22 protein-coding genes are annotated in these 24,163 nt (G+C 37.9%); 10 read left to right on the top strand and 12 right to left on the bottom strand.

What is annotated here, in order from left to right:
- Positions 1–39 precede the first annotated feature (39 nt).
- Both adk and L0668_RS17115 read left to right on the top strand, forming a co-directional pair.
- Positions 40–684, top strand: coding sequence for an adenylate kinase (gene adk / locus L0668_RS17120; RefSeq protein ID WP_235313942.1), 645 nt, complete (start codon positions 40–42; stop codon positions 682–684).
- Between the two features lie 65 nt (positions 685–749).
- A complete protein-coding gene (locus L0668_RS17115) occupies positions 750–1,136 on the top strand; it encodes an MAPEG family protein (RefSeq protein ID WP_235313941.1) in 387 nt (128 codons plus the stop codon).
- 119 nt (positions 1,137–1,255) lie between these two features.
- Here L0668_RS17115 and L0668_RS17110 read toward each other — a convergent pair whose 3' ends face one another.
- On the bottom strand, positions 1,256–1,702 hold the full coding sequence (locus L0668_RS17110) for an Hsp20 family protein (RefSeq protein ID WP_235313940.1): 447 nt from the start codon (positions 1,700–1,702) through the stop codon (positions 1,256–1,258).
- A gap of 475 nt (positions 1,703–2,177) precedes the next feature.
- Between L0668_RS17110 and L0668_RS17105 the strand changes: the two genes are divergently transcribed.
- Positions 2,178–2,975 carry a substrate-binding periplasmic protein gene (locus L0668_RS17105; RefSeq protein WP_235313939.1) on the top strand — a complete coding sequence of 266 codons (798 nt, stop codon included), beginning with the start codon at positions 2,178–2,180 and terminating at the stop codon, positions 2,973–2,975.
- Between the two features lie 25 nt (positions 2,976–3,000).
- On the opposite strand, the gene L0668_RS17100 is transcribed toward L0668_RS17105, so the two are convergent.
- The gene (locus L0668_RS17100; RefSeq protein WP_235313938.1) at positions 3,001–3,693 is read right to left on the bottom strand and encodes an aspartate/glutamate racemase family protein; all 693 of its coding nucleotides are present in this window, start codon (positions 3,691–3,693) and stop codon (positions 3,001–3,003) included.
- 209 nt (positions 3,694–3,902) lie between these two features.
- Here L0668_RS17100 and L0668_RS17095 point away from each other — a divergent pair, with 209 nt between their 5' ends.
- Entirely contained in the window at positions 3,903–4,364 is a 462-nt protein-coding gene (locus tag L0668_RS17095) for a YehS family protein (protein WP_235313937.1), read from the top strand.
- Positions 4,365–4,382: 18 nt separating this feature from the next.
- On the opposite strand, the gene L0668_RS17090 is transcribed toward L0668_RS17095, so the two are convergent.
- The 5 genes from L0668_RS17090 to L0668_RS17070 form a co-directional block, all read right to left on the bottom strand.
- Complete coding sequence (locus tag L0668_RS17090) at positions 4,383–4,790, bottom strand: ACT domain-containing protein (RefSeq protein ID WP_268820414.1); 408 nt, start codon at positions 4,788–4,790, stop codon at positions 4,383–4,385.
- A 33-nt stretch (positions 4,791–4,823) separates the two neighbouring features.
- Positions 4,824–7,001, bottom strand: coding sequence for a multiheme c-type cytochrome (locus tag L0668_RS17085; RefSeq protein ID WP_235313935.1), 2,178 nt, complete (start codon positions 6,999–7,001; stop codon positions 4,824–4,826).
- Positions 7,002–7,592: 591 nt separating this feature from the next.
- Positions 7,593–8,576, bottom strand: a complete 984-nt coding sequence (glpQ, locus tag L0668_RS17080; protein WP_235313934.1) for a glycerophosphodiester phosphodiesterase — start codon at positions 8,574–8,576, stop codon at positions 7,593–7,595.
- Positions 8,576–8,959 carry a lactoylglutathione lyase gene (gloA, locus tag L0668_RS17075; RefSeq protein WP_235313933.1) on the bottom strand — a complete coding sequence of 128 codons (384 nt, stop codon included), beginning with the start codon at positions 8,957–8,959 and terminating at the stop codon, positions 8,576–8,578. Before gloA ends, glpQ begins: the two co-directional genes overlap by 1 nt.
- Positions 8,960–9,143: 184 nt before the next feature.
- Positions 9,144–9,686, bottom strand: coding sequence for a GspH/FimT family pseudopilin (locus tag L0668_RS17070; RefSeq protein WP_235313932.1), 543 nt, complete (start codon positions 9,684–9,686; stop codon positions 9,144–9,146).
- 139 nt (positions 9,687–9,825) lie between these two features.
- Here L0668_RS17070 and nadE point away from each other — a divergent pair, with 139 nt between their 5' ends.
- Together nadE and L0668_RS17060 are read left to right on the top strand one after the other, a co-directional pair.
- Complete coding sequence (gene nadE, locus L0668_RS17065; protein ID WP_235313931.1) at positions 9,826–10,656, top strand: NAD(+) synthase; 831 nt, start codon at positions 9,826–9,828, stop codon at positions 10,654–10,656.
- A gap of 18 nt (positions 10,657–10,674) precedes the next feature.
- Positions 10,675–11,013 (top strand): P-II family nitrogen regulator, encoded by a 339-nt coding sequence (locus L0668_RS17060; RefSeq protein ID WP_235313930.1) that lies wholly within the window; start codon positions 10,675–10,677, stop codon positions 11,011–11,013.
- A 95-nt stretch (positions 11,014–11,108) separates the two neighbouring features.
- On the opposite strand, the gene L0668_RS17055 is transcribed toward L0668_RS17060, so the two are convergent.
- Positions 11,109–11,882 carry an outer membrane protein assembly factor BamD gene (locus L0668_RS17055; protein WP_235313929.1) on the bottom strand — a complete coding sequence of 258 codons (774 nt, stop codon included), beginning with the start codon at positions 11,880–11,882 and terminating at the stop codon, positions 11,109–11,111.
- A 173-nt stretch (positions 11,883–12,055) separates the two neighbouring features.
- Between L0668_RS17055 and rluD the strand changes: the two genes are divergently transcribed.
- The 3 genes from rluD (at position 12,056) to clpB (ending at position 16,539) form a co-directional block, all read left to right on the top strand.
- Positions 12,056–13,039 carry a 23S rRNA pseudouridine(1911/1915/1917) synthase RluD gene (rluD, locus tag L0668_RS17050; RefSeq protein WP_235313928.1) on the top strand — a complete coding sequence of 328 codons (984 nt, stop codon included), beginning with the start codon at positions 12,056–12,058 and terminating at the stop codon, positions 13,037–13,039.
- Positions 13,040–13,062: 23 nt separating this feature from the next.
- Entirely contained in the window at positions 13,063–13,854 is a 792-nt protein-coding gene (gene pgeF, locus L0668_RS17045; RefSeq protein ID WP_235313927.1) for a peptidoglycan editing factor PgeF, read from the top strand.
- Between the two features lie 114 nt (positions 13,855–13,968).
- Complete coding sequence (gene clpB / locus L0668_RS17040) at positions 13,969–16,539, top strand: ATP-dependent chaperone ClpB (RefSeq protein ID WP_235313926.1); 2,571 nt, start codon at positions 13,969–13,971, stop codon at positions 16,537–16,539.
- 80 nt (positions 16,540–16,619) lie between these two features.
- Here clpB and L0668_RS17035 read toward each other — a convergent pair whose 3' ends face one another.
- The 4 genes from L0668_RS17035 to xdp1 all read right to left on the bottom strand — a co-directional run bounded on the left by L0668_RS17035 (position 16,620) and on the right by xdp1 (position 22,770).
- Positions 16,620–17,744: a glycoside hydrolase family 117 protein gene (locus L0668_RS17035; RefSeq protein WP_235313925.1), complete on the bottom strand. Its 1,125-nt coding sequence runs from the start codon at positions 17,742–17,744 to the stop codon at positions 16,620–16,622.
- 117 nt (positions 17,745–17,861) lie between these two features.
- Positions 17,862–18,740, bottom strand: a complete 879-nt coding sequence (locus tag L0668_RS20940; RefSeq protein ID WP_235313924.1) for an alpha-L-fucosidase — start codon at positions 18,738–18,740, stop codon at positions 17,862–17,864.
- 197 nt (positions 18,741–18,937) lie between these two features.
- Positions 18,938–21,727 (bottom strand): XrtA/PEP-CTERM system TPR-repeat protein PrsT, encoded by a 2,790-nt coding sequence (gene prsT / locus L0668_RS17025; protein ID WP_235313923.1) that lies wholly within the window; start codon positions 21,725–21,727, stop codon positions 18,938–18,940.
- Between the two features lie 137 nt (positions 21,728–21,864).
- Positions 21,865–22,770: an exosortase-dependent surface protein XDP1 gene (gene xdp1, locus L0668_RS17020; RefSeq protein ID WP_235313922.1), complete on the bottom strand. Its 906-nt coding sequence runs from the start codon at positions 22,768–22,770 to the stop codon at positions 21,865–21,867.
- Between the two features lie 548 nt (positions 22,771–23,318).
- Between xdp1 and pssA the strand changes: the two genes are divergently transcribed.
- Positions 23,319–24,122, top strand: a complete 804-nt coding sequence (gene pssA / locus L0668_RS17015) for a CDP-diacylglycerol--serine O-phosphatidyltransferase (RefSeq protein ID WP_235313921.1) — start codon at positions 23,319–23,321, stop codon at positions 24,120–24,122.
- The last annotated feature ends 41 nt before the right edge of the window (positions 24,123–24,163 follow it).

Genomic DNA, 24,163 nt, shown 5'->3' with positions numbered 1-24,163 from the left:
TTATTATTTTTTACTTTTTATTTAGACAGAGGACACAGCATGCGCATTATCCTTCTAGGTGCTCCCGGCGCAGGAAAAGGTACCCAAGCTCAATTTTTAATGGGCAAGTATGGTATTCCACAGATTTCCACCGGGGATATGCTAAGGGCGGCGATTAAAGCCGGAACAGAATTAGGTTTAGCCGCAAAACGCGTCATGGACGAAGGTAAGCTGGTATCAGATGAGCTAATTATCGGCCTAGTAAAAGAACGTATTACCCAAGAAGATTGTGCGAATGGCTTTCTATTAGATGGCTTCCCTCGCACTATTCCTCAAGCTGATGCGATGAAAGATGCACAAATTAATATCGATTATGTGATTGAATTCGATGTGGCTGATGAAGTCATAGTGGAGCGTATGGCTGGACGTAGAGTTCACCCTGGATCCGGTCGTGTATATCACCTTAAATATAATCCACCTAAAGTGGAAGGAAAAGATGATGATACAGGTGAAGATTTAGTTATTCGTCCTGACGATCAAGAAGAAACTGTTCGTAAACGTTTAGGTATTTACCATGAACAAACTAAGCCATTAGTTTCTTATTATACGAAAGAAGCTGAAGCTGGAAATTGTGCTTATCAAAAATTTGATGGTACTCAAGCTGTTGAAGATGTAAGTAGTCAATTAGCTAAATTGTTAGGTTAATTCCTAAGATTATTTTTAGTGACAAAGCCCACCTTGCAGTGGGCTTTTTTGTAGAGGATAAAATCATGCATACCCCAATTACGGCTTTTTACGCCGGTTTACTGGCAATCTTATTTTTCTATCTTTCTGTTTTAGTAATTAGAGGACGAAGAAATAAAAACATATCATTGGGCGATGGTGGAGATAAACATTTCCAGCAAGTGATACGCGCCCATGGAAATTTTAGTGAGTACACGCCTATAGTTTTAGTTTTACTGCTTATTGCTGAGATAAATGGCAGTGATGGGGTGTTGTTGCATTGTACTGGCTCTGCTTTGTTATTTGGTCGTTTTATTCATGCATTTGGATTACGTCGACATACAGGGAGCAGTTGGCAAAGAGTTGTGGGAATGCTCGCAACTTTTGGTTCGCTAGTGGGATTAGCAATTCTCAACATTATGATTCTTTATTAAAGCTGGCTGATCTAAAACTGGGACCTTAATAAATAAAAAACGGGATTTACTAACATAAAGTTAATAAACCCCGTTTGATTCACACATAATTACACACTAAGGGAGACGGATATTTATATTCAGCTATTTTCTATTAGCTTACTGCCTATCTCGATTTTTCTTGGCTTTTTGGACTCAGGGACTAATCGTTCTAAGTCTACATGTAATAAACCATTTTCTAAGTCAGCAGCCAATACTTTAACGTGATCTCCCAATTGGAATTTACGTTCGAAGTTTCGCTCTGATATACCTTTGTGTAAAAATTTACGTTCTTCAGTTTGACCTTCTTTGGCGGGTTTAGAGCCGACCACCTGTAAGGTGTTTTCGTGCACTTCTATGCTAACTTCATCTTTAGCAAAACCAGCCACAGCCATAGTAATTCGATATTTATCCTCGGCTAACAATTCTATGTTGTACGGAGGGTAAGAAGATTGTTTTTCGTTTCTTGAAGCCGTATCTATCATTGAAGCTAAGTGATCAAAACCAATGAAAGAACGGTAAAGTGGAGATAGATCGATGTTACGCATTTTGAATATCCTCATAAATTAAGCAATACAAATATTAAGTTGCCCCGATTATTCGGCGGCATTTTGAGTAAAGAATTCCATGTCACTCACCATTATTGGTTTGCCTATTCTGCTAAACCATCTAGTCAGAATAATGCTGCAGATTCACTCCTTGTGTTTCTGTATCAACCCTTTCGGCGTCGACAATTAAGATATGTAGATTCTCAATCTTTTTTCAATGCGTAAATAATAAAAATCTACAAATAATGTTCAATTTTTTTTTAACTGATTGATATGTATATTTTTTATATTGGTGTTTATTGGGGCCGAACTTCAGTAGAATGGAATTATTGTCAAAACGAATCATGCCGGAAAGCCCAAATTGTGTAATACGTTGCCAAAAATAAGAAAAAATTACATTTGCTTATTTATGTATTTAGGCTCGGTATTGCTCTTATTATTTAGCCAATTTAATTTGGCAAAAGATGTTATATACGTGAATAAACGTCATTCTGATAAAGACACTCGTTCAAATTATCCTTACGCGGTTTTAAATAAAGCATTAGAAGTCTCGGCAAAACAATATGGTGAATTTGAAGTACTTGTGGCAAAACATTTGCTGCCCAACAATCGAACCGTAGAGTTACTTGAAGATGGCAAACTGCTTAATGTTATTATGGTCGTAACGACGCCAGAGTGGGAGAAAAAAACCATACCCATTCGGATCCCACTACGTTTTGGCGTATTAGCTTACAGGTTGTTGGCTATTCATAAGGATAATCAAATTAAGTTCGAGTCTGTTGTGACTATTGATGATCTGAAGAAATTCACCGTTGGGCTACACCGAAATTGGGCTACTTGGGATATTATGACCCATCTCAATTTCAAAGTCGGCAGCGGTTATTCTTACGAAGCCTTGTTTGGCATGCTAGATAAAGGGCGATTTGATTACTTACCTCGTGGTATACATGAAATATATGATGAACTAGAAATTAGAAAAAGTGAGTATCCTGATCTTGTCGTAGAACCTAAAATAGCTCTGTATATTCCCGCTCCATTTTATATGTTTGTATCGCCCAAACATCCTCATTTAGCAGTGCGGCTTACTACTGGTTTAGAAACTATGCTAAGTGACGGAACCCTCAAAGCTATGTTTGATAAGCACTATAGCCAGAGTATTAAGAAAGCTAACCTTTCTGAGCGAACAATTATTAATATAGGTAACCCTCTTTTACCTCCAGAAACGCCACTTGATCGAAAAGAGTTGTGGTTAGATATTAATTCATATAAATGATTACTTGAGTCAGAGCTATAGTTAATTAGCTTAGCGCCTCTTTTATTGCGGCTTGTGCGTGAATAAATGTCGTATCAAATAAGGCGGTATTAGAGTTAGAGTGATTGATCAATAAACCAATTTCAGTACAACCTAAAATTATGCCTTGGGAACCAATATCCGTTAAATTTTGAATGATATTTATATATTGCTCTCGTGAGTTTTGTTTAACTTTTCCGAGGCATAATTCTTGATAAATCACTTGATGAATTATGTCTTGCTCATCTAGGTTTGGAGTGAAAACTTCAAGATCATATTTATCTCTTAACCTGTGTTTATAAAAATCTTGTTGCATAGTGAACTTAGTACCGAGCAGGCCAACTTTAGTAATGTTATTTTCTATCAGTTCTTCACCTGTGGCATTGGCAATATGTAGCAGAGGAATAGAGACAGCTTGCTCAACTTGTGTGGCAACTTTATGCATAGTGTTGGTACAAATGAGAAAAAAATCAGCCCCCGCAGCTTCTAAAGATTTAGCCGCGTCAATTAAGATCTCAGCCATTTGTGTCCAATCGCCAGCTCTTTGTAATTGTTCAATTTCGGCAAAGTCTATGCTCACCAAAACAACCTTGGCAGAATGAAGCCCACCAAGCTTTTGTTTAATGCCTTGGTTAATTATTTGATAATAACTTGTGGTGGACTCCCAACTCATACCGCCAATTAGACCGATTGTTTTCATTTTCCTTTTACCTCATTTCAAACCTACACAAGACTTAATCACACGTTAGCACACCGGCTTGTCTGACAGTAGCCGAATAAACTTATAGCTGAGTTGAGTAAATGAAACAGGATTAATTCAGTAATTAATTTGGGCTTTGATGCTGAAAGCTATACACTAGCGGCAATTCGTTTAACCAAAGTTAAACAATATCAAATTTTAGGAATAATATGATTAACAACGATGTGTTGAGAAGAGTGCGTTACATTTTTGATTATAGTGATGCGGAGATGATTAAAGTTTTTACTCAAGCAGATTACCCCGCCACAGTAGAAGATTTACACTCTTGGTTGCGTAAAGATGATGATCCACAATTTGTGGCCATTTCTGATATTCAATTTTCACTTTTTTTGAACGGTCTGATTAACCTTAAGCGTGGCAAAAAAGAGGGTGTCGAAGCTCCTGTTGAAAAAAGGTTAACTAACAATATTATTTTCAGAAAACTTAAAATTGCCCTAAACATGCAAGCGGAAGAAATATTGGAAGTGATTGCGTTGGCTGATTTTAAGATGAGTAAACATGAATTAAGTGCGTTATTTAGAAAACCTGAAAACCGCCAATATCGCTTATGTAAAGACCAAATTTTACGTAACTTTTTGAAAGGCTTGCAAATTAAAATACGTGGAGAATAACTTTACCCTACCGTATCCCTATATGCCTTGTTGACTTAACTCATGCAAGGCTTTCATAGCTTGAACAGCATCTGTTTCACAAACAAAAATATGGTCATGGTAATATGCAGCAACAACATTAGCGCTGATATTGTACTCAGCCAATTTGCTAGCAACAGCTGCCGTAAGTCCCACAGCTTCTAGACTAGAATGTACGCTTAGGGTGATACATTTAAAAACACTTTCATAGGGTAAATGAAATTGCTCAGCCGCTTGTTTGGTAACAATAACAGTCAAGGCTTCTTTTTCTTGAAATGTGCCGATAGGTTGCAGCTTTTCTAGCTTTGGGTAATCAGCCTTTTCAATTTTAGTAAAAACAAACGCTTGATTATTTATACTCGGTGACATCGAGCTGAGTAGCCTATTTAAATCTGTTTCACCCGCCATATTTACCCCGTTAATAAATCATGCTCGAAGGCTCTAGTTCAAATATCTTTGAAAGTAATCATATGCCACGCGATCTTGTAATTTTTGCGCGTAACTCATACCAAGCTGCGCCAATTGATATGGCGCAGGGTATTTACCGATAACCATTTTCAATTGAGCAAGAGCTTGTTTGGTTTTGCCTAAATTATCTAACGCAATAAAGTACACATACGCATATTGGCTGTTTTCAGGCTCGAGTTTAATCGCTTGTTGGAACGACTTTAACGAGTTTTGTTTATCACCACTTCGAATTTGGTGCAGGCCAAAGCTGTAATGCAACATACCTGATTTAGGGTTAGCATTTATGCCTTGCTGATAGATAGACTTTTCTTTGTCTACTGCTTGTGAGCGCCGATATATATCGGCTAGATTGACATAAGCTGCGGGGAAATAAGGGTCAATCTTAATGGAATGTTGCAACGAATCTATGGCTGGTTGTAATTGTTGTAAGCTAAGTTGCAACATACTTGCGTTTAATCCACCTTCTCCGCGCCACATGCTTACATCATGGGAAGTGACTAGTTCGTCAAATGCAGTTTTTAAAGCTTGTGAATTTTCTAAGCCCAACTCTAATAAATGATTGGCAGCTTGTACTCTTATGGCCTTTAAATCGTCTTGTAGCAGTTTTATGTAACTCTTATTTCTTTCTGGTAAAGGTAATAAGAATCCGATTTGAGCCGTTGCCAATCTAATTAGTGGCTCTGACGAATTAACCCAAGCTTTTATGTGTGTATCTGTTAGTTCTTGCACTGAGTTAGGTAATAAAGCGATAGCACTGGCGCGATAAATTTCATTTAATTTACCATCGTTAATAATGGCAAAATGTTGCACCGGCGGTAATCGATATTGGTGCTGTAATTGAATTAGATCTTGTTCAGTATTACTTAATGCATTGTTATTGCCATATAAGTTTTTGACTTGATTCTTAGCCCACTTAGCAGTTTCGTCCGTATGGCAAGTGTTACAGGTATTTGGCGCGCCATATTTTTCAGTTAATTCTGGTCGCGGGATCCTAAAGCTGTGATCACGCCTTGCATCTACCCCCATATAAGTTTTCTCTGGCATATGGCAGTTAATACATTGGCCACCAGCTGAATCAGCTGGGTGATTTAAATGTGTTGGTTTTTGATATTCTTCAGCACTATGACATTGTAAACATAAGGCGTTACCTTCCACCTTTAATTTCATTGAGTGGGGGTTATGGCAATCTAGGCAATTTACTCCTTGATGAAACATTTTACTCTGTAAAAATGAACCATACACATACACTTCTTCTTTGATTTGCCCGTCAACATGATACATAGGCTGACTTAGCAAGGATGGTGAGAACTGATCTAAAAACGGTTCGTTTGGGATAATTCCGTCTGTTAATGGTGTACGTAGTGAGTGGCAGGCAAAACAGTTGTCCATAAAGCTGTTATCACGTTTTTCACCCTGCCAAGTAGCGACTTTTTCATTGGGTTGACGTAACCAATGGCCAACTTGTTTTTGTTCTGCAGCGGTCAAGTTAAGTGCATTTTTACTATTTTTGAGGGGTGATGATTGATGGTCGTCCATTTTTCCATGACAAGACTGGCAACCAACATTGATATTGTCCCATTTAGTGTCAAATTGATTGGTGGCTGGCGTGTATTGACGTTTTAAACCATCAGAGTGGCAGTCTGCACACATACCATTCCAGTTTTGTAAGGGTTGTTGCCAGTGTAATCTGTCTTGAGGCAACACGTCTTCTTCTGGGTAAATAGGGTACCAGTTTTGACCGTCTTGTTCTTTAGGTCGTGAGTCCCAAGCAAAGGGGAATACTTGATAACGTTTAGTGTCTGTTTCAATTAAATACTGTTGCAGTGGGTAGTGACCAAAGGTGTAAGTTACCTTGTAATCTGTAGTTTTCCCACCTTCTGTGAAAGTAATATGAAAATCTTGGCCTTTTTTATAAAACTTGGCGGTTTGGCTGTGATGAGTTGCTGTTGTACCAGAGAAATCACCTAGTACAGAGTAAGAAGTGGCAATGTCCATTGCTTTGGCATGATCAGAGGTTTGCCAATCTGACACAGCTTGTTGATGACAAGACACACAATCTTTTTTATCTGTATCAGCTAAAACATTGCCACAAAACATTAAGGAAAGTAAGGAAACATGAATCGAAATAAAAAGTGTTTTAATAGAAGACATAAATGAAATATGGAACCTTAATAGCAGCCAAAAACGGCGATATGTGTAAAATTACAATGCAATGATAATGTGCATGTAGTACATATAAAAATATATAGGTGCCAGTTTACCAGATATGTTTGTTAATAAAATGCGGGGTGAGATTAAATTTAATGTAAAGTATTTAGACTCCGCATAATAACTAACCTCAGTTCTGGATAAGCAACGCCTGCAAGATGGCTCTTTTTGTCCCAATAGATGTTGCTCTAAATGGGTTTAGAATGACTAGACAATATTCAGAGCGCCTTTAACAGGAACAAAAATTTCTGCTCTTGCCTTTACTTTGCTCTCCTGGATAGTTGATATTTCGGTTAACTTATTGAATAAAAGAGGGAAATTATATTTTTTACTGCATTTCTTATCCAGTATTGAGGTTAACTAAAACATGCTTGATTTAGACGGGCAGGTGAAACTTAAAGTCAGCCTCAACTTTAGTGCTGCGGTAGCAAAAATAATCTAAGCTAGCCAGTTTTGGTGTGCCTTGCACAAATTTAGCGAAGCGCAAAAGTGAGCCTAGTTCATAAAATGCCTCAGCAATAATAAGTTAGTAAACTACTGATTCAAATACTCAACTACCGTGTCTGGAAAGTCACTAAAAACACCATCCACTTTAAGTTTGTTAAACAATAAATCTAATGCTTGCTGTGAATTCAAACCTTCGGGTAAGGCGTCTTGCCTAAAGGTATAGGGATGAACGGTTAAACCAAGTTTATGGGCCTGTTCGACCAAACCTGTGGGTTGATAGGTTTTTAAGTCGATAATTTGTGGGATCCAAGGTCCTATGCCTTGAGCCACTTGTGCGATTTGTTTTAACCCTTTACTGGTTTTTAAAATCTCGTAATCCGTAGGGGATTCTAACCAATCATTTTCGGCAATCAGTTGTACAAGTTTGACCTTAGCTTTTAATTCGTGACGTAGGCGTTTGGTTTCTGCAAAATCAAAACATTGCAGATAAATGTTGGCATGTGCATTATCTAATTTATGTTTGCGTAAAACTGCTAAAACAAGCTTACTGATATCGACACCTTGCTGTTTATGCCAAGCCGGTGATTTGATTTCAGGGTAAAAACCAATATTTTTAGAAAACTGCCGATTGAGTTGCTGGATCAGTTCAATTTGTTGTTCAAAGGTAGCTATTTTTAAATCACTATTTCCTTGGTACCGATTAGCAAAAACCAGCTGGCCAGTTTTAGTTTGCCTCTCGTGAACCGTTAATGTTTTTAATTCAGCTAAGGTGAAGTCAATTGCGTAGTATCGACCATCTTTTCGGTTTCTGGCTGGAAACTTTTGTTCGACATTGGTGACTGTTTCTAGATGAATGTCGTGCAAAACAATGAGTACATTATCTTTACTGACCACTAAATCTTGTTCGATAAAATCAGCACCTTGAGCGTAGGCTAGAGTGGCTGATTCTAAAGTGTGTTCAGGTAAATAACCGGATGCACCGCGATGAGCGATAACTAACTCAGTAGCTAACGAATAAGTACTAACTAGTACTAGCGCAAGTAACCCAGCTAATAGATTGATCTTTTTCATTATTTTTCTTCTATTAATTCAATGCTATAACCATTCGGATCACGTACAAATGCAATAATAGTTGTACCGCCTAATACTGGACCAGGCTCTCTAAATACTTCTCCGCCTTGTTGTTTTATTTGGTTACAAACCGAATGAATATCGTCAACACCAATCGCTAAGTGGCCAAATGCATCACCTAAATCATACTCATTCTTGTCCCAATTGTAGGTAAGTTCAATGACAGTTTGGTTTGATTCTTCGCCATAACCAACAAAGGCTAGTGAGTATTTATATTCTTCATTTTCACTTTGTCGTAATAATTTCATACCCATTATTTGAGTATAAAAATTTATCGATTTCTGTAAGTCGTTAACTCTGAGCATAGTGTGTAATAGGCGCATCTGAATTCCAAAAAGCTAGGGGCTGTTGATCTTGGGCGTATAAATTTTGAAGATAAAGTTAGCATAAATTAAGTTTGAATGACTTTTATGACAATATAACGTTTTTTAAAAACGTTTTGCAAAAATACAGATTATCTAATCCGAATCTAGGCAGGAAGTAGAGAGAAAATAGTGGTTTTTGGAATTAACAAGTTAACGGCGTACCAGCGGCATTTTCATAAATACCGTTTTTATCACTGTCGGTACTCATTTTTACTCTACCTTGCAAGGTAATAGTTATTGAACGGGCATATTCAGCACTTTTGTCTTTGTGGCAAAGGAGAATTTCTACTGCATTGTTGGCTTGGCCCGTTTCTTCAAAAATTATGCTGTTTTGGGTACTAGTGATTAAATTTGCATCAGATGCAGCAGCAACACTGACAATCAGCTCTTCTGTCGCTCCTCGAATAGCGTTATTATCACTATCAATAAAGGCCATTTTGGGATTGTTCCAATCAGTTGTGCAATTGGTATAATCTAAAGAAGGGCATACAGTGACAAGTGTTTGTTCGTCAATAGCTTGATGACGAGCGTATTGCACTAACGCACTAAGTTCGTTGATTTCAGCTACAATACGATTTTTTATTAATATACTTTGAATGCTGGGGCCAACAGAAGTTAAAATAATCGTTACTATGGCAAGGGTGATCATTAATTCAATTAAAGTCACGCCGTTTTGATGTTTCACGTCACTAGCTCCAAGTTAACTACACCTTAAAGAATATAAACTAATTTATAACTGTTTAGGGTATAAATTATCAGTGAATGGTAAGCCACAATATACATACATGTATGCTTTTAATGTAAATAATGTTTAGAGAGAGAATATGCACAGTCAAACTATAATTGAAGAAATGCGAGTACTACCTGAGATAGAGGTTGAGTTTGAAGTGGCAAGACGTGTGGATTTTATTAAATCTCAATTATTAAATAGTCACATGAAAACCTTAGTGTTGGGCATAAGTGGTGGCATTGATTCTTGTACTTTAGGTCGCTTGGCTCAATTGGCCGTTGACGAGCTAAATAAAGAAACAGACGCAGGTTATCAGTTTATTGCAGTGCGTTTACCTTACAATGTTCAAGCTGATGAGGTGGATGCTCAAGCTTCTATTGATTTTATTCAACCCAGCCAGAGTTTAGCGGTTAATGTCCAACCAGGAGCAGATGCCATAGATCAACAAACGATTGAAGCTATGACAGGTACTGGCTTATTGCCAAAGAGCGAAACCAAACAAGATTTTGTGAAAGGTAATGTAAAAGCGAGAACCCGTATGGTGATCCAATATCAAGTGGCAGGATTGCTCGATGGGTTAGTTTTAGGTACTGATCATTCAGCAGAAAACATTACCGGTTTTTATACCAAATATGGCGATGGAGCCTGTGATCTAGCGCCTTTGTTTGGCTTAAATAAACGTCAAGTAAGGCAAGTAGCTGGTTATTTAGGGGCGCCAGAGCAGGTAGTAAATAAAGCGCCCACTGCCGATTTGGAAAGTTTATCTCCGCAAAAGTCTGACGAACAAGCTTTAGGTTTAACCTATGATCAAATAGATGACTTTCTAGAAGGTAAAGCCGTTGATGACTATGTGTCTAGTAAGTTAATTGACATATTTGTGAAAACTCAACACAAACGTGTGCCTATTCCGACTATTTACGATTGAGTTAACGAGAGAATTATAATGAAAAAAATTGAAGCGATAATAAAGCCGTTCAAATTAGATGATGTAAGAGAGAATTTGTCGGAAGCGGGGATAAGTGGCTTAACTGTCACTGAGGTAAAAGGCTTCGGAAGACAGAAAGGTCATACCGAGTTGTATCGTGGCGCAGAATACAAGGTCGACTTTTTACCTAAAGTTAAAATCGAAATTGTAGTGACGGATGATCAGCTAGACAGAAGCATTGAAGCTATTAAAAGTGCCGCTAAAACAGGAAAAATTGGTGATGGTAAAATTTTTGTCACCAATGTTGAACGAGCTATTCGGATCCGTACCGGTGAAGAAAACGACGAGGCAATTTAATTGTTAAAATGTTCGCCCCCATCTACAAAGATATAAAAAAAGCGCGCTAACTTCACTTAGCACGCTTTTATTAGAACAAAATCAATAGCAATCGATTAGCTAATAAAACTACTATTAGGGTAATTAAGCTTTAATGTTTTCATCGCATTGTCTTTTAGATCATCTAATTTAAGTTGATCGTAACATTCCACCATTATCTCTAGCGCTTCTTGCACGTGTTTAGTATCGTAATAATTTTCAATTACATAACGTCCACGATTTGCGGCAGCAACAAAAGCTTCACGGCGCATGTAATAACGAGCAATGGCAATTTCATATTTCGCTAATCGACTTTTAATATGTAACATGCGTTTTTGCGCATCTGCGGCATATTTACTATCTGGAAATTTTTCAATTAAACGACGAAAATCATTAAATGCTTGTCTTGAATTACTAGGATCACGGTCTGAGCGATCTATTCCAACTAGCTCTTGGAAAAGATTACGGTCAACTTCCATATTAGTTAAACCGCGCATGTAAATAGCGTAATCTACATCTGAGTGATTAGGGTTTAAGCGAATAAATCTATCGATAATAGCCAAGCCTTCGTCGGTTTTACCTGATTTATAGTAGCCATAGATTAAATCAAGTTGCACTTGGTGAGATAGTGGCCCAAAAGGAAAGCGCGAATCCAATGAACTTAATGCTTCTGTTGCAGCACCATAGTTACCCATCTTCATTTTATTTTTAGCGTCTTGATATAAACCCTGGGCACCTTGATTTTTAAGAATTAATTCGACGTCTTTATCTTCTGGCGCTGATGAACAGCCAACAAAAGCAACAAGTGCTGCGGCTAATAAAATTTCTTTTAATGTGATTTTACTGATCATATTACTCTTAATTTCTGTTATTTCTTCGTTCGTTTAATGATGTTTGATTCATTAGGATTAAAAATCCGTTAGAATACTCTTTTACTTAAACGATATTTGTCACGCATTCTACCCTAGCATATTGGGCTATGCACCTATAAATCGTTGCGAAACAGATTCAGGATATTCAAAGCATGTCTACCTCTCATGAAAAAATACAATTACAGGCACAGGTGCCAGAAGATTTACTCGGTAAGAGGTTAGATCAAGCTTTAGCCGAAATGTTCCCCGATTATTCAAGATCTCGACTAAAAGATTGGATTTTGGCTAATTATGTCAAAGTTGATGGTGTGGTTTTAAATAAACCACGAGAAAAACTTGTGGGTGAAGAGTTAATTGAGATAGATGCTGAAATTGAAGTTCAGGTGCAACACAAGGCACAAAACATCGATTTAAATATTGTTTACGAAGATGAGCATATTTTAGTTATTAATAAACCTATGAATTTAGTGGTTCACCCTGGAGCCGGTAACGGTGATGGTACCGTATTAAATGCTTTATTGAATCACGCACCTGAAATCGCTAATGTTCCTCGTGCAGGCATAGTGCACAGGCTAGATAAAGACACCACTGGATTAATGGTGGTGGCTAAAACTATTCCCGCCCAAACGCATTTGGTAGAACAATTACAAGCGCGAGAAATTAGCCGTGAATATGAAGCAGTAGTGATAGGTACTATGGTGGCGGGTGGTACTGTGGATGCACCAATAGGACGGCATCCAACTAAACGTACTAATATGGCTGTTCGAGAGTCGGGCAAACCTGCTGTGACTCACTACCGAGTGATTGAAAAATTTAGAGCCCATACATACGTGCGACTAAAATTGGAGTCTGGAAGAACCCATCAAATTAGGGTGCATATGTCTCACCTAAGATATCCATTGGTGGGCGACCAAGCCTATGGTGGACGTCCAAAACCGCCAAAGGCATGTAGTGAAGAAATGGTCGAGATGTTACGGAAATTTCGTCGCCAAGCATTACACGCTATTCAATTAGAATTAACTCATCCTGTGACTGGCGAATGGTTAAGTTGGAAAGCGCCATTACCCAATGACTTTGTTGCTTTATTAAAGGTTTTGCGTGATGACAAATCAGAACATGGCACGGGCGAGGTTTAGCCTTTAATGCCTGAGTATTTTATATGTTAAATAAGTTGCAGTTGGCTGATAGGGCTTTATTAAAGCCGGGTTGGCCTGCTCCTGAAAATATTGTGGCCTACACTAGCACTCGAAAAGGCGGCTATAGCTCAGTGCCTTTTGATAGTTTAAACCTAGGGCAACATGTATTTGACGATCCTAGTGTTGTAGCAAAAAACCGGTCTTTATTACCTAACTACGAAAATTATGTTTGGTTAAAACAAACTCACAGTACTAAGTGTGTAAATTTAGCTGATATGAACAACACTGACAGTGATCAAGTTGAAGCTGATGCAAGTTACACTTCTTTAAAACAAAGAGTTTGTGCAGTCATGACCGCCGATTGTTTACCCATTCTAGTCTGTGATAAACAAGCCACTAAAGTGGCGGCAATTCACGCAGGTTGGCGAGGATTAGCTGATGGTGTGATTGAAAATACTATCAGTAAACTTCAACTCGACACAAAAAATATCATGGCTTGGATAGGACCCGCTATTAGCCAAGCTCATTTTGAAGTTGGCCAAGAAGTTAAAGATACCTTTAGTGATTATCCCCAAGCTTTTAAACCCAATATTGAGACTTCTGATAACAAATACTTTGTGGATATGTATTTAATCGCTAAACAAAAATTAAGTGCTTTGGGGATCCAAAATATTTATGGTGGTGATAGGTGCACTTATGCTGAAAGTGACTTGTTTTTCTCGCACCGCAGAGCAACACATCAAGGCTTGGAAGCTGGTTTTGCACAAGTCACCACAGGCCGAATGGTCAGCGCCATTTATATAAAACAAAGCTAAATTTTTAAATTAAATAACCTTATAAATAATAATGTTTTTCTTACTTGCTATTGATTAGTCCAAAAAACGTACCCATAACGATTTCATCAAGAGAAATTTTTAAGAGTATTAATTATGAGACTAGACAGTTTTACCAGTAAGTTTCAAATGGCACTTTCTGATGCTCAATCATTAGCATTAGGCCGTGACCACCAATATATTGAACCCGTACATTTAATGACAGCCTTACTTAATCAACAGGGGGGATCTGTACGTCCTTTATTTGACCAAGCACAAATTAACGTGAATAGTTTGCGCTCCGCTTTATCTGAGGCTGTGGATAAATTACCACGCGTTGACGGTACAGGTGGTGATGTGCAACTTGGTAAAAATACCGTTGTGTTACTTAACTTGAGTGATAAGTATGCGCAAAAACGCAAGGACGAATACATCACTTCTGAAGTGTTTGTATTGGCCGCTTTGCAAGATAAAGGTGCGTTAGGTGAGATATTAAAATCATTAGGCGCAGACCAGAAAAAACTAGAAGATGCCATAGAAAAAATGCGTGGTGGCCAAAAGGTTACTGATCCAAATGCAGAAGATGTGCGCCAAGCTTTAGACAAATTTACTACAGATTTAACTGAACGAGCGGAGCAGGGCAAGTTAGATCCTGTCATTGGCCGAGATGACGAAATTCGCCGAACTATCCAAGTCTTGCAGCGTAGAACCAAGAACAACCCTGTACTAATTGGTGAGCCTGGCGTGGGTAAGACGGCTATTGCTGAAGGTCTAGCGCAAAGGATTATTAATTCTGAAGTGCCTGAAGGCCTGAAAAATAAGCGAGTCTTGGCCTTGGACATGGGAGCTTTGGTCGCCGGTGCAAAATTTAGAGGCGAGTTTGAAGAGCGTTTAAAAGCTGTGCTAAACGAGCTGAGCAAGGAAGAAGGCCGAGTCATTCTATTTATTGACGAGCTACACACTATGGTCGGCGCCGGTAAAGGTGAAGGTGCTATGGATGCCGGTAATATGCTTAAACCAGCCTTAGCCAGAGGTGAATTACATTGTGTGGGGGCTACCACTTTAGATGAATATCGTCAGTATATTGAAAAAGATGCAGCACTTGAACGACGTTTCCAAAAGGTGTTGGTAGATGAGCCAAGTGTAGAAGACACTATTGCGATTTTACGTGGTTTAAAAGAGCGTTACGAACTACACCATTCAGTAGAAATAACCGATCCAGCTATAGTTGCTGCGGCTTCGTTGTCACACAGATATATCAGCGATAGGCAATTACCAGACAAAGCCATTGATTTAATTGATGAGGCGGCGTCTAGTATTCGTTTACAAATGGATTCGAAGCCCGAAGATATGGATAGGTTAGAGCGTCGAATTATTCAACTAAAACTGGAAGAGCAGGCACTGGCTAAGGAAAAAGATGATGCTAGCCATAAACGTTTAGAAGCCATTGAATTGGAGCGTGAACAAGCAGAACATAAGTTTTCTGATTTTGAAAAAGTATGGATATCAGAAAAACAAGCTATGCAAGGTACTCAATCTATTCGCTCTGAACTTGAACAAGCTAAGTTAGATTTAGAGATAGCGCGTAGGGCTTCTGATCTAAGCCGTATGTCTGAATTACAATATGGACGTATTCCAGAGTTGGAAGCTAAATTAGAACTGGCTTCTGAATCTGAAACTCAAGAAACGACCTTGCTTAAAAACCGAGTGACAGACAACGAAATAGCCGATGTATTATCTCGTTGGACAGGTATACCCGTTTCAAAAATGCTTGAGGGGGAAAAGGCCAAATTATTGCAAATGGAATCAGCTTTACATACTCGAGTAGTGGGGCAAAGTGAGGCAGTGAATGCTGTGTCGAATGCTATTCGTCGCTCACGCGCAGGATTGTCTGATCCAAATCGCCCCATAGGTTCGTTTTTATTTTTAGGCCCAACGGGCGTGGGTAAAACAGAGCTTTGTAAAACTTTGGCTAATTTTTTGTTTGATACTCAAGATGCCATGGTGCGGATTGATATGTCTGAGTTTATGGAAAAACATTCAGTATCACGCTTAGTCGGTGCACCTCCTGGGTATGTGGGTTATGAAGAAGGTGGTTATTTAACTGAAGCCGTGCGTCGTAAACCTTACTCGGTGATCTTGCTAGATGAAGTGGAAAAAGCTCATCCAGACGTGTTTAATATTTTACTCCAAGTATTAGATGACGGGCGGTTAACTGACGGGCAGGGACGCACAGTCGATTTTAAAAACACCGTGATCATTATGACCTCTAATTTAGGCTCTGACATTATTCAAGAAGCTAGTCAAAATAATGATTATCAACAAGTTAAAAACTTGGTGATGGAAGTAGTGAGTACGCACTTTAGACCAGAGTTTTTAAATCGAGTGGATGACACTGTGGTATTCCATCCATTAGGTAAAGAGCAAATCACCTCTATTGCTAAAATTCAATTAGCTACTTTAAGAGATCGATTAGCTGATAAAGGGTATACCTTAGAGATGAGTATGGAAGCATTAAGCAAGTTAGCTGATGCGGGCTTTGATCCTGTATTTGGTGCAAGGCCGTTAAAACGAGCGATACAAACAGAAATTGAAAACCCATTAGCAGAAAAGATCTTATCTGGAAATTTAAAAGAAGATAGTAAAATTAGAATTGATGCAGATGAAAATGGTTTGATTATTTCTTGAACAATAAAATCCCGCGTTATACAAACGCGGGATTTTTTATGGTTTCTCTTTTATAACCAAAGCTTTTAACCTACAAGAAATTACTTGGCGCACTTAAGTTTATAAGTAACTAAAGTAATAGATCTTTTTGGTTGGCTACCATCAAAACGCTGAATGTACTGGTAATCCTTATTTTGGTACTTATGGGTTAGTCCCCAATCAAATATTTTAAAAGGCTGTTGACTATGGTCATTGGTTCTTAACAGGCCCATTGCATTGGGAGCTGATTTTATATGGGCAAGTATTTCGAAATTAACTCCGTCTTTTGCCCATTGAACCGTATTTCTTTCCGGTCCATCAGTAGTAATTAAAGAGCCGATCCCACCGTCATAATGCCAAATGGCGACCTCATGCCCACTATTGGAAATTGGATTGAATGGTGATTTTGTATATGGACCAAAGGGAGAATCAGAGGTGGCTACACCGTGTCGAATTTCTCGACCGCCAAAGGTGATCTCCCAACCCATCTGTTCACCTTTATAGTACAAATGAAACTTACCATTAAAAAAAGTTAAGTAGGGATCATGTACTTTATGACTATCAAAATCCCTTTTGTTTACCACGCTAAATCTATCGTGTGGATCATCGCCTAGCCATTGACCATTGTCAGCTGGGCTTAAAATAGGTTTAGGGTGTTTTTTCCAAGGACCCCATGGAGAGTTTGCGGTAGAAATACCAACTTGATTTTTAACTCTTTGAATATACGGTGATTTAACTGTTTGATAGACAAGGTAGTAGGTTCCATCATGCTTAAATACCTCTGGTGTAAATACCGACCTATCATCAAACTCGCCAGCTTTACCTCTGGCCACTGCTACTTGTTGTTCTTTCCAAGTGATGCCGTCTTTTGATGTCGCATGCCAAACATCTGTGTAATCCCAAGGCCAGGTTTTATCGTCGAAATTCTTGGTAAAGCCTTTGCTAGGACCTTCTGATCTTGAATACCAAGTATGGTACAAACCATCTTCAAATAATATTGAGCTTGGATCTCTACGTGTTACCCCTTCTTCATAAGCAAAATCTCCTTTTAGATTACTAACTCTAAATTGACCATACCAGTTGTTATTGCGTTCAGGCCAAGCTAGTGCCCTTTTTGAAGCTGAACTCAGATGACCTTCATCAGTTATTCCTAAACGCTGTATTTTTGCAGCGTAGCTCTCATTCACACACTTTTCACTTAGGGCAGCCTTGTGCTCCAAAGTGTTAGAGCTGCAAGCACTGAACATAAACCCAAAGAAAGCGATGTAATAAGTGAAGACGATAATTTCATACTATGGCTTGTCCTACTTAAGATGTAACTTAAAAACAGTGGCGATATCATTCATGCCTGTTTTCGGCATAGTTAAATTGAATGAATAGCTGTCGTCTAACCATTCGATTTCTTGATTGCAGCCCAATAAAGTAACTTTTTGCACTGCAGAGTGGGGGGCATAACGGTGTCTGCCTAAGGCTTTGATTTTAACTAGGCTACTAGGTTTAGGCTTGCCCAAAAAGAACACGTACATAGCTTTACCGTCTTTGGCGACGGTAAAACGTACATCTTCAGCGGAATAGGCTATTTTTGCAGATTGCCCGTCATGACTGCTTGCTTGGTTACCTGCTGTCCCGTAGCCATAGGTGTCAAAAGGACGTGTGGCATAAACCGCTTCTCCATGGGTTTCTAACCATTGGCCTATTTGTTTCAAGGCACTTCTTTGTTGCTGATTGATAATGCCATTTGCTTGGGGAGACACGTTGAGTAAAACCGTGCCATTTTTACTCCAAACATCAATCATATTGCGTATAACTAAAGCCGGATCTTTGTAAGTTTCACCTTCAATATACGACCATCTGCTTTGACCCAAAGTGATATCTGTCATCCAAGGCATTGGATGTAAATCACGGCGTCCGCCTTGTTCAAAATCCAATACACTTAAGGTCATAGGCATGTCGTTATGTTTATGTACAGTTACCACTTGCTGATTAGTTTTTTGAGCATGATTAAAGTAATGTGCAGCCATTTCTTGGCGATAGGACTCAGGCAACATATTCATCCATGAGTCGAACCATATTACATCTGGTGAATACTCATCTACCACTTCATTAACTTGTGCTAACCAGTATTGTAATGGAGGAATTGAATAAGTTGGTTGAAGTAGGCTTGGAGCTCGTATTTGGAGCACGCCCTTTGAAAGGAGCGTACAAAAAAAGAGGTTAAAAATCCAGTAGCAGAAAGCTCCAAATTTGGAAATTTAAAAGAGGATATTGTGAGAATGCGGGTTTTATTGAATCGTCCGCATTTTGCTTAAATTCGATTTATCTAAATTAATGAAAATCGACTTTCACTTATTAACTTTTCACTTAATTAGATGGGTTGCTCTCACATTAACGAACTTAACTTTTCTGCTTCAATTTTTTCTGGGAACTCCGAGTAATTATTGAGAATATCTGTTATTTCGGCTTTTGCTTCTTTCAATCGCCCTAATTTATGCAATGTGTATGCTATATGATAACGATTAGATGGATCTTTTGATTCAATAGCGTGCGCCTGCCTTAGATAACCTAGCGCATCTTCGTACCTTTGTAGCTTTACTAATATCCACCCGTAAGTATCAAGCACCGAATAATTATCAGGAGCACTATTTAAAGCTTTTTTTGCATAAGTATGGGCTTGTTGGATATTTTTTTCAAAATAGATATTAGCCAAATTATTTAGGATCCCAGCATTATTTGATAAACCATCATAGGTAAGCAGTTTTTGATAATGAGGTTCAGCCTTTTGCCATTCACCAATGTTGATTAAGTGATCTGCTAATAGTTTTCTCTGCCATTTGTTCTCTGGATTGCTGTTGACTAGTTCGACGATGAATTGATGAAATTCTTTGGCGTTAATATTACGTCTCGCTAACTCATATAACTTAAGTACAGGTAATTGAAAATTTGGTTGTAATCTGGCTGCTTGTAAATAAGATTTTTGAGCGAGTTCTAACTCTTGTTTTTCAAGGTGGATATCACCCACTAATAATAATATATTTGCATTTTCGCCGTATTGTTTTTGCATATCTTGAGAAACACTTAGCGCCGAATCAATATCACCAAGTTGCAGGTTTAGACGAGCATACTCTAGATTAAGAAGTAAGTGGCGGGGTAAAAAACTTAAGGCTTTTTGCAGAGTTTCTGATGCTCCTTCGAAATCCTCTACACTTTGTTGCATGCTGCTTAGCCTATAGAGTTTTTCAGGATCGTTTAACCATAAGTTGTATAGTTTGGTTAATTGGTCTTTTGCTTCAACTACTTTTCTATTGGCAATTAAAATTTCAGCTTTGCGGATAGCAAATTCTGGATCTAAAGGAAACTCTCGGGTAATTTTTCTTATTTTATTCAAGGCATCAGCATGTTGTTGATTTTTTGTGTACAGGTCAAGTAACAGTTTAGACACTTTATGATTGCCACTTTGAATGATGGATAAATCTTCCAATCTTTGAATCGCTTTATCAAGTTCACCTGTTTTAGATTCTACTAAGGCCAACTGAAATACAGCATTAGCGTTTCTTGGGGATTCTTCTACTAAAGACTGTAATATTAATTTGGCTTCATTCAGTTTTTCAGTTTTTGTGAATACCATGGCTTGATTGAAACGCCCAACGAAATGCTGTGGGTTAATGGCCAGTACATTTTCTATCGCCTGCTCGGATAGTTTATAATCACCTAACCTAAGTGATGAGGCTGCTTGTAAATTCCAAAAATCTGGATTTCTCTTTTCTACTTCTATTAAGGAGTTTGCTATGACTAATGCTTTATCAAATTGAGCCGTTTGCATATACATCATGCCTCTCGCTAAGCGAAGCGAGGCGTTTTTAGGAAACCTTTTTTCACTTTCAATTATTAATTCTATGGCCGAGTCTATTTTTTGACGGGCAATTAACGCTTTAGATGACATGAGGATTATTTTTATATCATCAGGGTAGCGATTACGTAGTTCTGCCAGCCAATATTCGGCTTTAAAATCTTTACCATTTTGTAAATATAAATCAGCTAATTTTAATGCTTGTGGTAAATGTTCTATCAGTTGTTGTTCATTTCCTTCTAACAAGTGCATGGCTGCATTGTTTTGTCCCATAGAGGTATATATTTCAACTAACATAGATACGGCATTGATATCGTGGGAGTAGTTTTTAATATATTGACTTAGACTCCTGCGAGCTTGTTCAAAATTACCCTGAATATAAGCGGTCATGCCTTTAACAAACAATAAAGAGTCCTTCTTTTTATACTGCTCGTCAGTCACTAAAGAAAGTTTATTATTTAAACTTTCAATAATGACTGTGGCTAAGTCTTCTTCTTCACTTTTTGATAAGAGCCAACTATTAAGTAACATAGCAAAAGGGTCGTCTGGCGTTTGTTTAATGATGGCTTCGGCTAAAGTTTTTGCTTCATCTATTCTGTTGGCTGAGATGAGAGCATAAGCCAAGGAGCGCATGATTACTGGATCGTTTGGATACAAGTTTAGAGCATGTTGGTAATGCTCTAAAGCTTGCTCAATTTGTCCTTGTGCTTCCGAGACTTTTCCATTTAAGTGCCATGTACGCTCATCGTTAGGATCTATTTTTAATGAAGAGAATAAGAAATTTTGAGCTTTATCTAGGTCATTATTTGACAAATACATAAAAGCTAAACTATTTAAAACGCGAGTATTGTTTGGTTCTAAAGCTAACGCCGATTGATACTCTTGTGCAGCCATTTTTGGTTTGTTTAAATTTGAATAAGCTGATGCTGACAACATATGCCATTCAAATTTTGATTCGTCAGATAGCTGATAACCTTTGCCTAAATCAATCACATCTTGGTATTGCTCGTTAAAAAGTAATACATTCCCTAATGGTAATAATACTAATTCGATATCTATTTTATATTCTAACGCCTGTTTAAACTCTTTGATTGCCGCTTCATAGAATCCATTTCTGGTGAATAGTTTACCGAGTAATAGTTTAGCTGGTAAATTTTTAGGATTATTTTGTAGAGCATTTTTTAGGTAAATATAGGACTCTTCATATTTTTGTTGCTGATATGATTGTAATGCTTGTTCATACATAGGGTCTGCAGCTCTAGCTATAAATGAAAAAGTAACTAGTAAACAACAAACAATAAGGCGTTTTACAAAACAAATCATGAAGTTAAACCTATGAAGAATAATAAGGGACTATCTTAACGCAGTTATTAAATAGCGGTAGGGATTTTAGGGAGATTTTAGGAAATCAACCCAAAAAAAAGATGGCTAAGCCATCTTTTTTTGTGAATAAAAAGAAACTATGCTTTCTTGTTTCTACGAATATAAAGTCCGCCAAGCCCCATTAATAATAAAGCAAATGCAGATGGTGAAGATACATCATTAGACTGAGTAAGAGCTTTCAAACCTCTAATTTTAAAAGCATCATTATTTTCACTAAGTGACGCTTCTCCATTTTTATCAAATACGCTGTTATATGCGCCTAATAACCAAAACTTAGATTCAACTATTGGGGCATTTTGATTTACTGCATAATAACCACTATTTGTAGCATTTTCATAATTTCCTATAGTGGTCCAGTCACTCGAAGAGTTTACGTCGCTCCAAGTACCTGTACCAGGCGAGTTAACGCTATTAGAGCCACCAGTATATGCCAATAATGTAAAATCTCCATTACCACCATTTGTCCAACCAAAGTCGATTTCGGTTAAGGCAACAGATGTATCGAAACTTATAAGTGCCATATCGTAGTCGGTTTCGTCATAATCCAAATCATCTATATACCCATCGAATCCACTGGATTTATAGCACTTGTCTGAATACGATCCTCCGCGACTAGAATGTCGGTAGCCAGTTGGACAAGGGCCTTGGGTTATCCCTAAGTCTTTGTTGTCAAATGCATGTTCTGGACTACCACTCTCACTATCGTAGTTGACTACACCCCATCCACTACTATATCTGTCAAATTTTGCAGCTGTAATCTGATCGTCCTGTTGACCTGCTGTATCGGAAAAAGCATGTAAATCAACTTGTTTTTGATTAGTGATATCATTTGTAGAAAGATACTCATAATCACCATTGCTGATGTAATCTTTTCCTACTGACTCATTATTTAAATTCCATTCCCAAGTGGTTGTTCCTGCAATTGACACACTCGAAAACAAAACAGATGATGCGATTAATAAATTTTTATGTATGGATTTCATTACCACTACCTCTTCCTAAAGCACATTGAATTAGTTAACAGATTGTTCTAAGCACAAACCAGGCCAACCAATTAAAGTTTAATAATATTAATGTGTTAGGTTGTTTTTTAAAGTTTAATTATTTGCTAGTGTAAAAAATATGGACAATGAAATTACAAAGTGTCTCCATTATGGCGCAAAATATTAACCTAAATTGTTTATGCTCATTTGTTGTTCTTTAAATCAATAAGTTAACTAAGTTAAATTAATCACATCTATACCAAAAGTGCCAAAAGGCGATAAGTTGGTTTTATCTATTTGACGTAATTAATTTGAGTAAGTATTTAAATGTCTGAACAAAGTCACTATTAACCTCACCGGATAATAGTGGTTTTATTTAGTGTTGTTGGTATCGTGAATTAACTATGGGTATTTAAATTAATACGTCTACTATGGAAATCTATATTTAGTAAGGTGTTGAGTTTTCAATATCGCACATCTGTGCATTTAATTAATTAAGATAGTGTTGCTATATGGTATCTTAACGCGTAAATAATTGGAGGTATTAAATGACTGAACAAAAACGCCGTGGAATTTACTTGTTACCAAACCTTTTGACTACGGCTGGGCTTTTTTCTGGTTTTTTTGCTGTAGTTTCTTCTATGAATGGGCGCTTTGAAGCAGCGGCTGTGGCAATCTTTGTGGCTATGATTTTTGATGGTTTAGATGGTCGAGTAGCACGAATGACCAATACTCAAAGTGAGTTTGGCGCTGAGTATGATTCTATGGCTGATATGGTGTCATTTGGCGTTGCGCCTGCATTAGTTGCTTATAACTGGGGCTTGTCTGGTTTAGGTAAAATAGGTTGGTTAGCTGCCTTTATTTATGTGGCGGGTGCGGCCCTCAGACTGGCTAGATTTAATACCCAAGTGGGAATTGCTGATAATCGCTACTTTCAAGGTTTAGCTAGTCCAGCAGCAGCTGCTTTAGTTGCTGGTTTGATTTGGGTGGGCGTTGAATATGATGTTGACGGTAATGATTATGGAATTATTGTTGCGTTAATAACTGGCTTGGCCGGGTTATTAATGGTTAGTAACTTTAAGTACAACTCGTTTAAAGAAATTAATTTAAGTGGCAAGGTGCCATTTGTGGCTTTGTTACTGATAATGTTGGTGTTTGTTGTGGTGGCTACTGAGCCCGCATTGGTACTGTTTATTGTATTTGCTTTATACGCTTTGGCTGGGCCAATTAATACTTTTAGGACAGTAGATAAAGTTAAGTTAGAACATGTAGTTGGGGATACGGATGAGCATGATGCAGATTTTGATAAAGCTGATGTTCAGGACAAGAGTACGAGTGAAGATAATAAATAAACTGAGTTCGGGATAAGTAACGCCTGCAAGATGGCTTTTTT

Source organism: Paraglaciecola algarum (assembly GCF_021532655.1).
Taxonomy (GTDB): domain Bacteria; phylum Pseudomonadota; class Gammaproteobacteria; order Enterobacterales; family Alteromonadaceae; genus Paraglaciecola; species Paraglaciecola algarum.
Note: the sequence above shows the minus strand (reverse complement) of the source record. Positions and strands in the feature narration are given on the sequence as shown.

What these genes read in the sequence shown, in the direction of transcription:
- adk (WP_235313942.1), top strand. Translation starts at nt 40, where the DNA reads ATGCGCATTATCCTTCTAGGTGCTCCCGGCGCAGGAAAAGGTACCCAA.
- L0668_RS17115 (WP_235313941.1), top strand. Translation starts at nt 750, where the DNA reads ATGCATACCCCAATTACGGCTTTTTACGCCGGTTTACTGGCAATCTTA.
- L0668_RS17110 (WP_235313940.1), bottom strand. Translation starts at nt 1,702, where the DNA reads ATGCGTAACATCGATCTATCTCCACTTTACCGTTCTTTCATTGGTTTT.
- L0668_RS17100 (WP_235313938.1), bottom strand. Translation starts at nt 3,693, where the DNA reads ATGAAAACAATCGGTCTAATTGGCGGTATGAGTTGGGAGTCCACCACA.
- L0668_RS17095 (WP_235313937.1), top strand. Translation starts at nt 3,903, where the DNA reads ATGATTAACAACGATGTGTTGAGAAGAGTGCGTTACATTTTTGATTAT.
- L0668_RS17090 (WP_268820414.1), bottom strand. Translation starts at nt 4,790, where the DNA reads ATGGCGGGTGAAACAGATTTAAATAGGCTACTCAGCTCGATGTCACCG.
- L0668_RS17085 (WP_235313935.1), bottom strand. Translation starts at nt 7,001, where the DNA reads ATGTCTTCTATTAAAACACTTTTTATTTCGATTCATGTTTCCTTACTT.
- glpQ (WP_235313934.1), bottom strand. Translation starts at nt 8,576, where the DNA reads ATGAAAAAGATCAATCTATTAGCTGGGTTACTTGCGCTAGTACTAGTT.
- gloA (WP_235313933.1), bottom strand. Translation starts at nt 8,959, where the DNA reads ATGCGCCTATTACACACTATGCTCAGAGTTAACGACTTACAGAAATCG.
- nadE (WP_235313931.1), top strand. Translation starts at nt 9,826, where the DNA reads ATGCACAGTCAAACTATAATTGAAGAAATGCGAGTACTACCTGAGATA.
- L0668_RS17060 (WP_235313930.1), top strand. Translation starts at nt 10,675, where the DNA reads ATGAAAAAAATTGAAGCGATAATAAAGCCGTTCAAATTAGATGATGTA.
- L0668_RS17055 (WP_235313929.1), bottom strand. Translation starts at nt 11,882, where the DNA reads ATGATCAGTAAAATCACATTAAAAGAAATTTTATTAGCCGCAGCACTT.
- rluD (WP_235313928.1), top strand. Translation starts at nt 12,056, where the DNA reads ATGTCTACCTCTCATGAAAAAATACAATTACAGGCACAGGTGCCAGAA.
- pgeF (WP_235313927.1), top strand. Translation starts at nt 13,063, where the DNA reads ATGTTAAATAAGTTGCAGTTGGCTGATAGGGCTTTATTAAAGCCGGGT.
- clpB (WP_235313926.1), top strand. Translation starts at nt 13,969, where the DNA reads ATGAGACTAGACAGTTTTACCAGTAAGTTTCAAATGGCACTTTCTGAT.
- prsT (WP_235313923.1), bottom strand. Translation starts at nt 21,727, where the DNA reads ATGATTTGTTTTGTAAAACGCCTTATTGTTTGTTGTTTACTAGTTACT.
- xdp1 (WP_235313922.1), bottom strand. Translation starts at nt 22,770, where the DNA reads ATGAAATCCATACATAAAAATTTATTAATCGCATCATCTGTTTTGTTT.
- pssA (WP_235313921.1), top strand. Translation starts at nt 23,319, where the DNA reads ATGACTGAACAAAAACGCCGTGGAATTTACTTGTTACCAAACCTTTTG.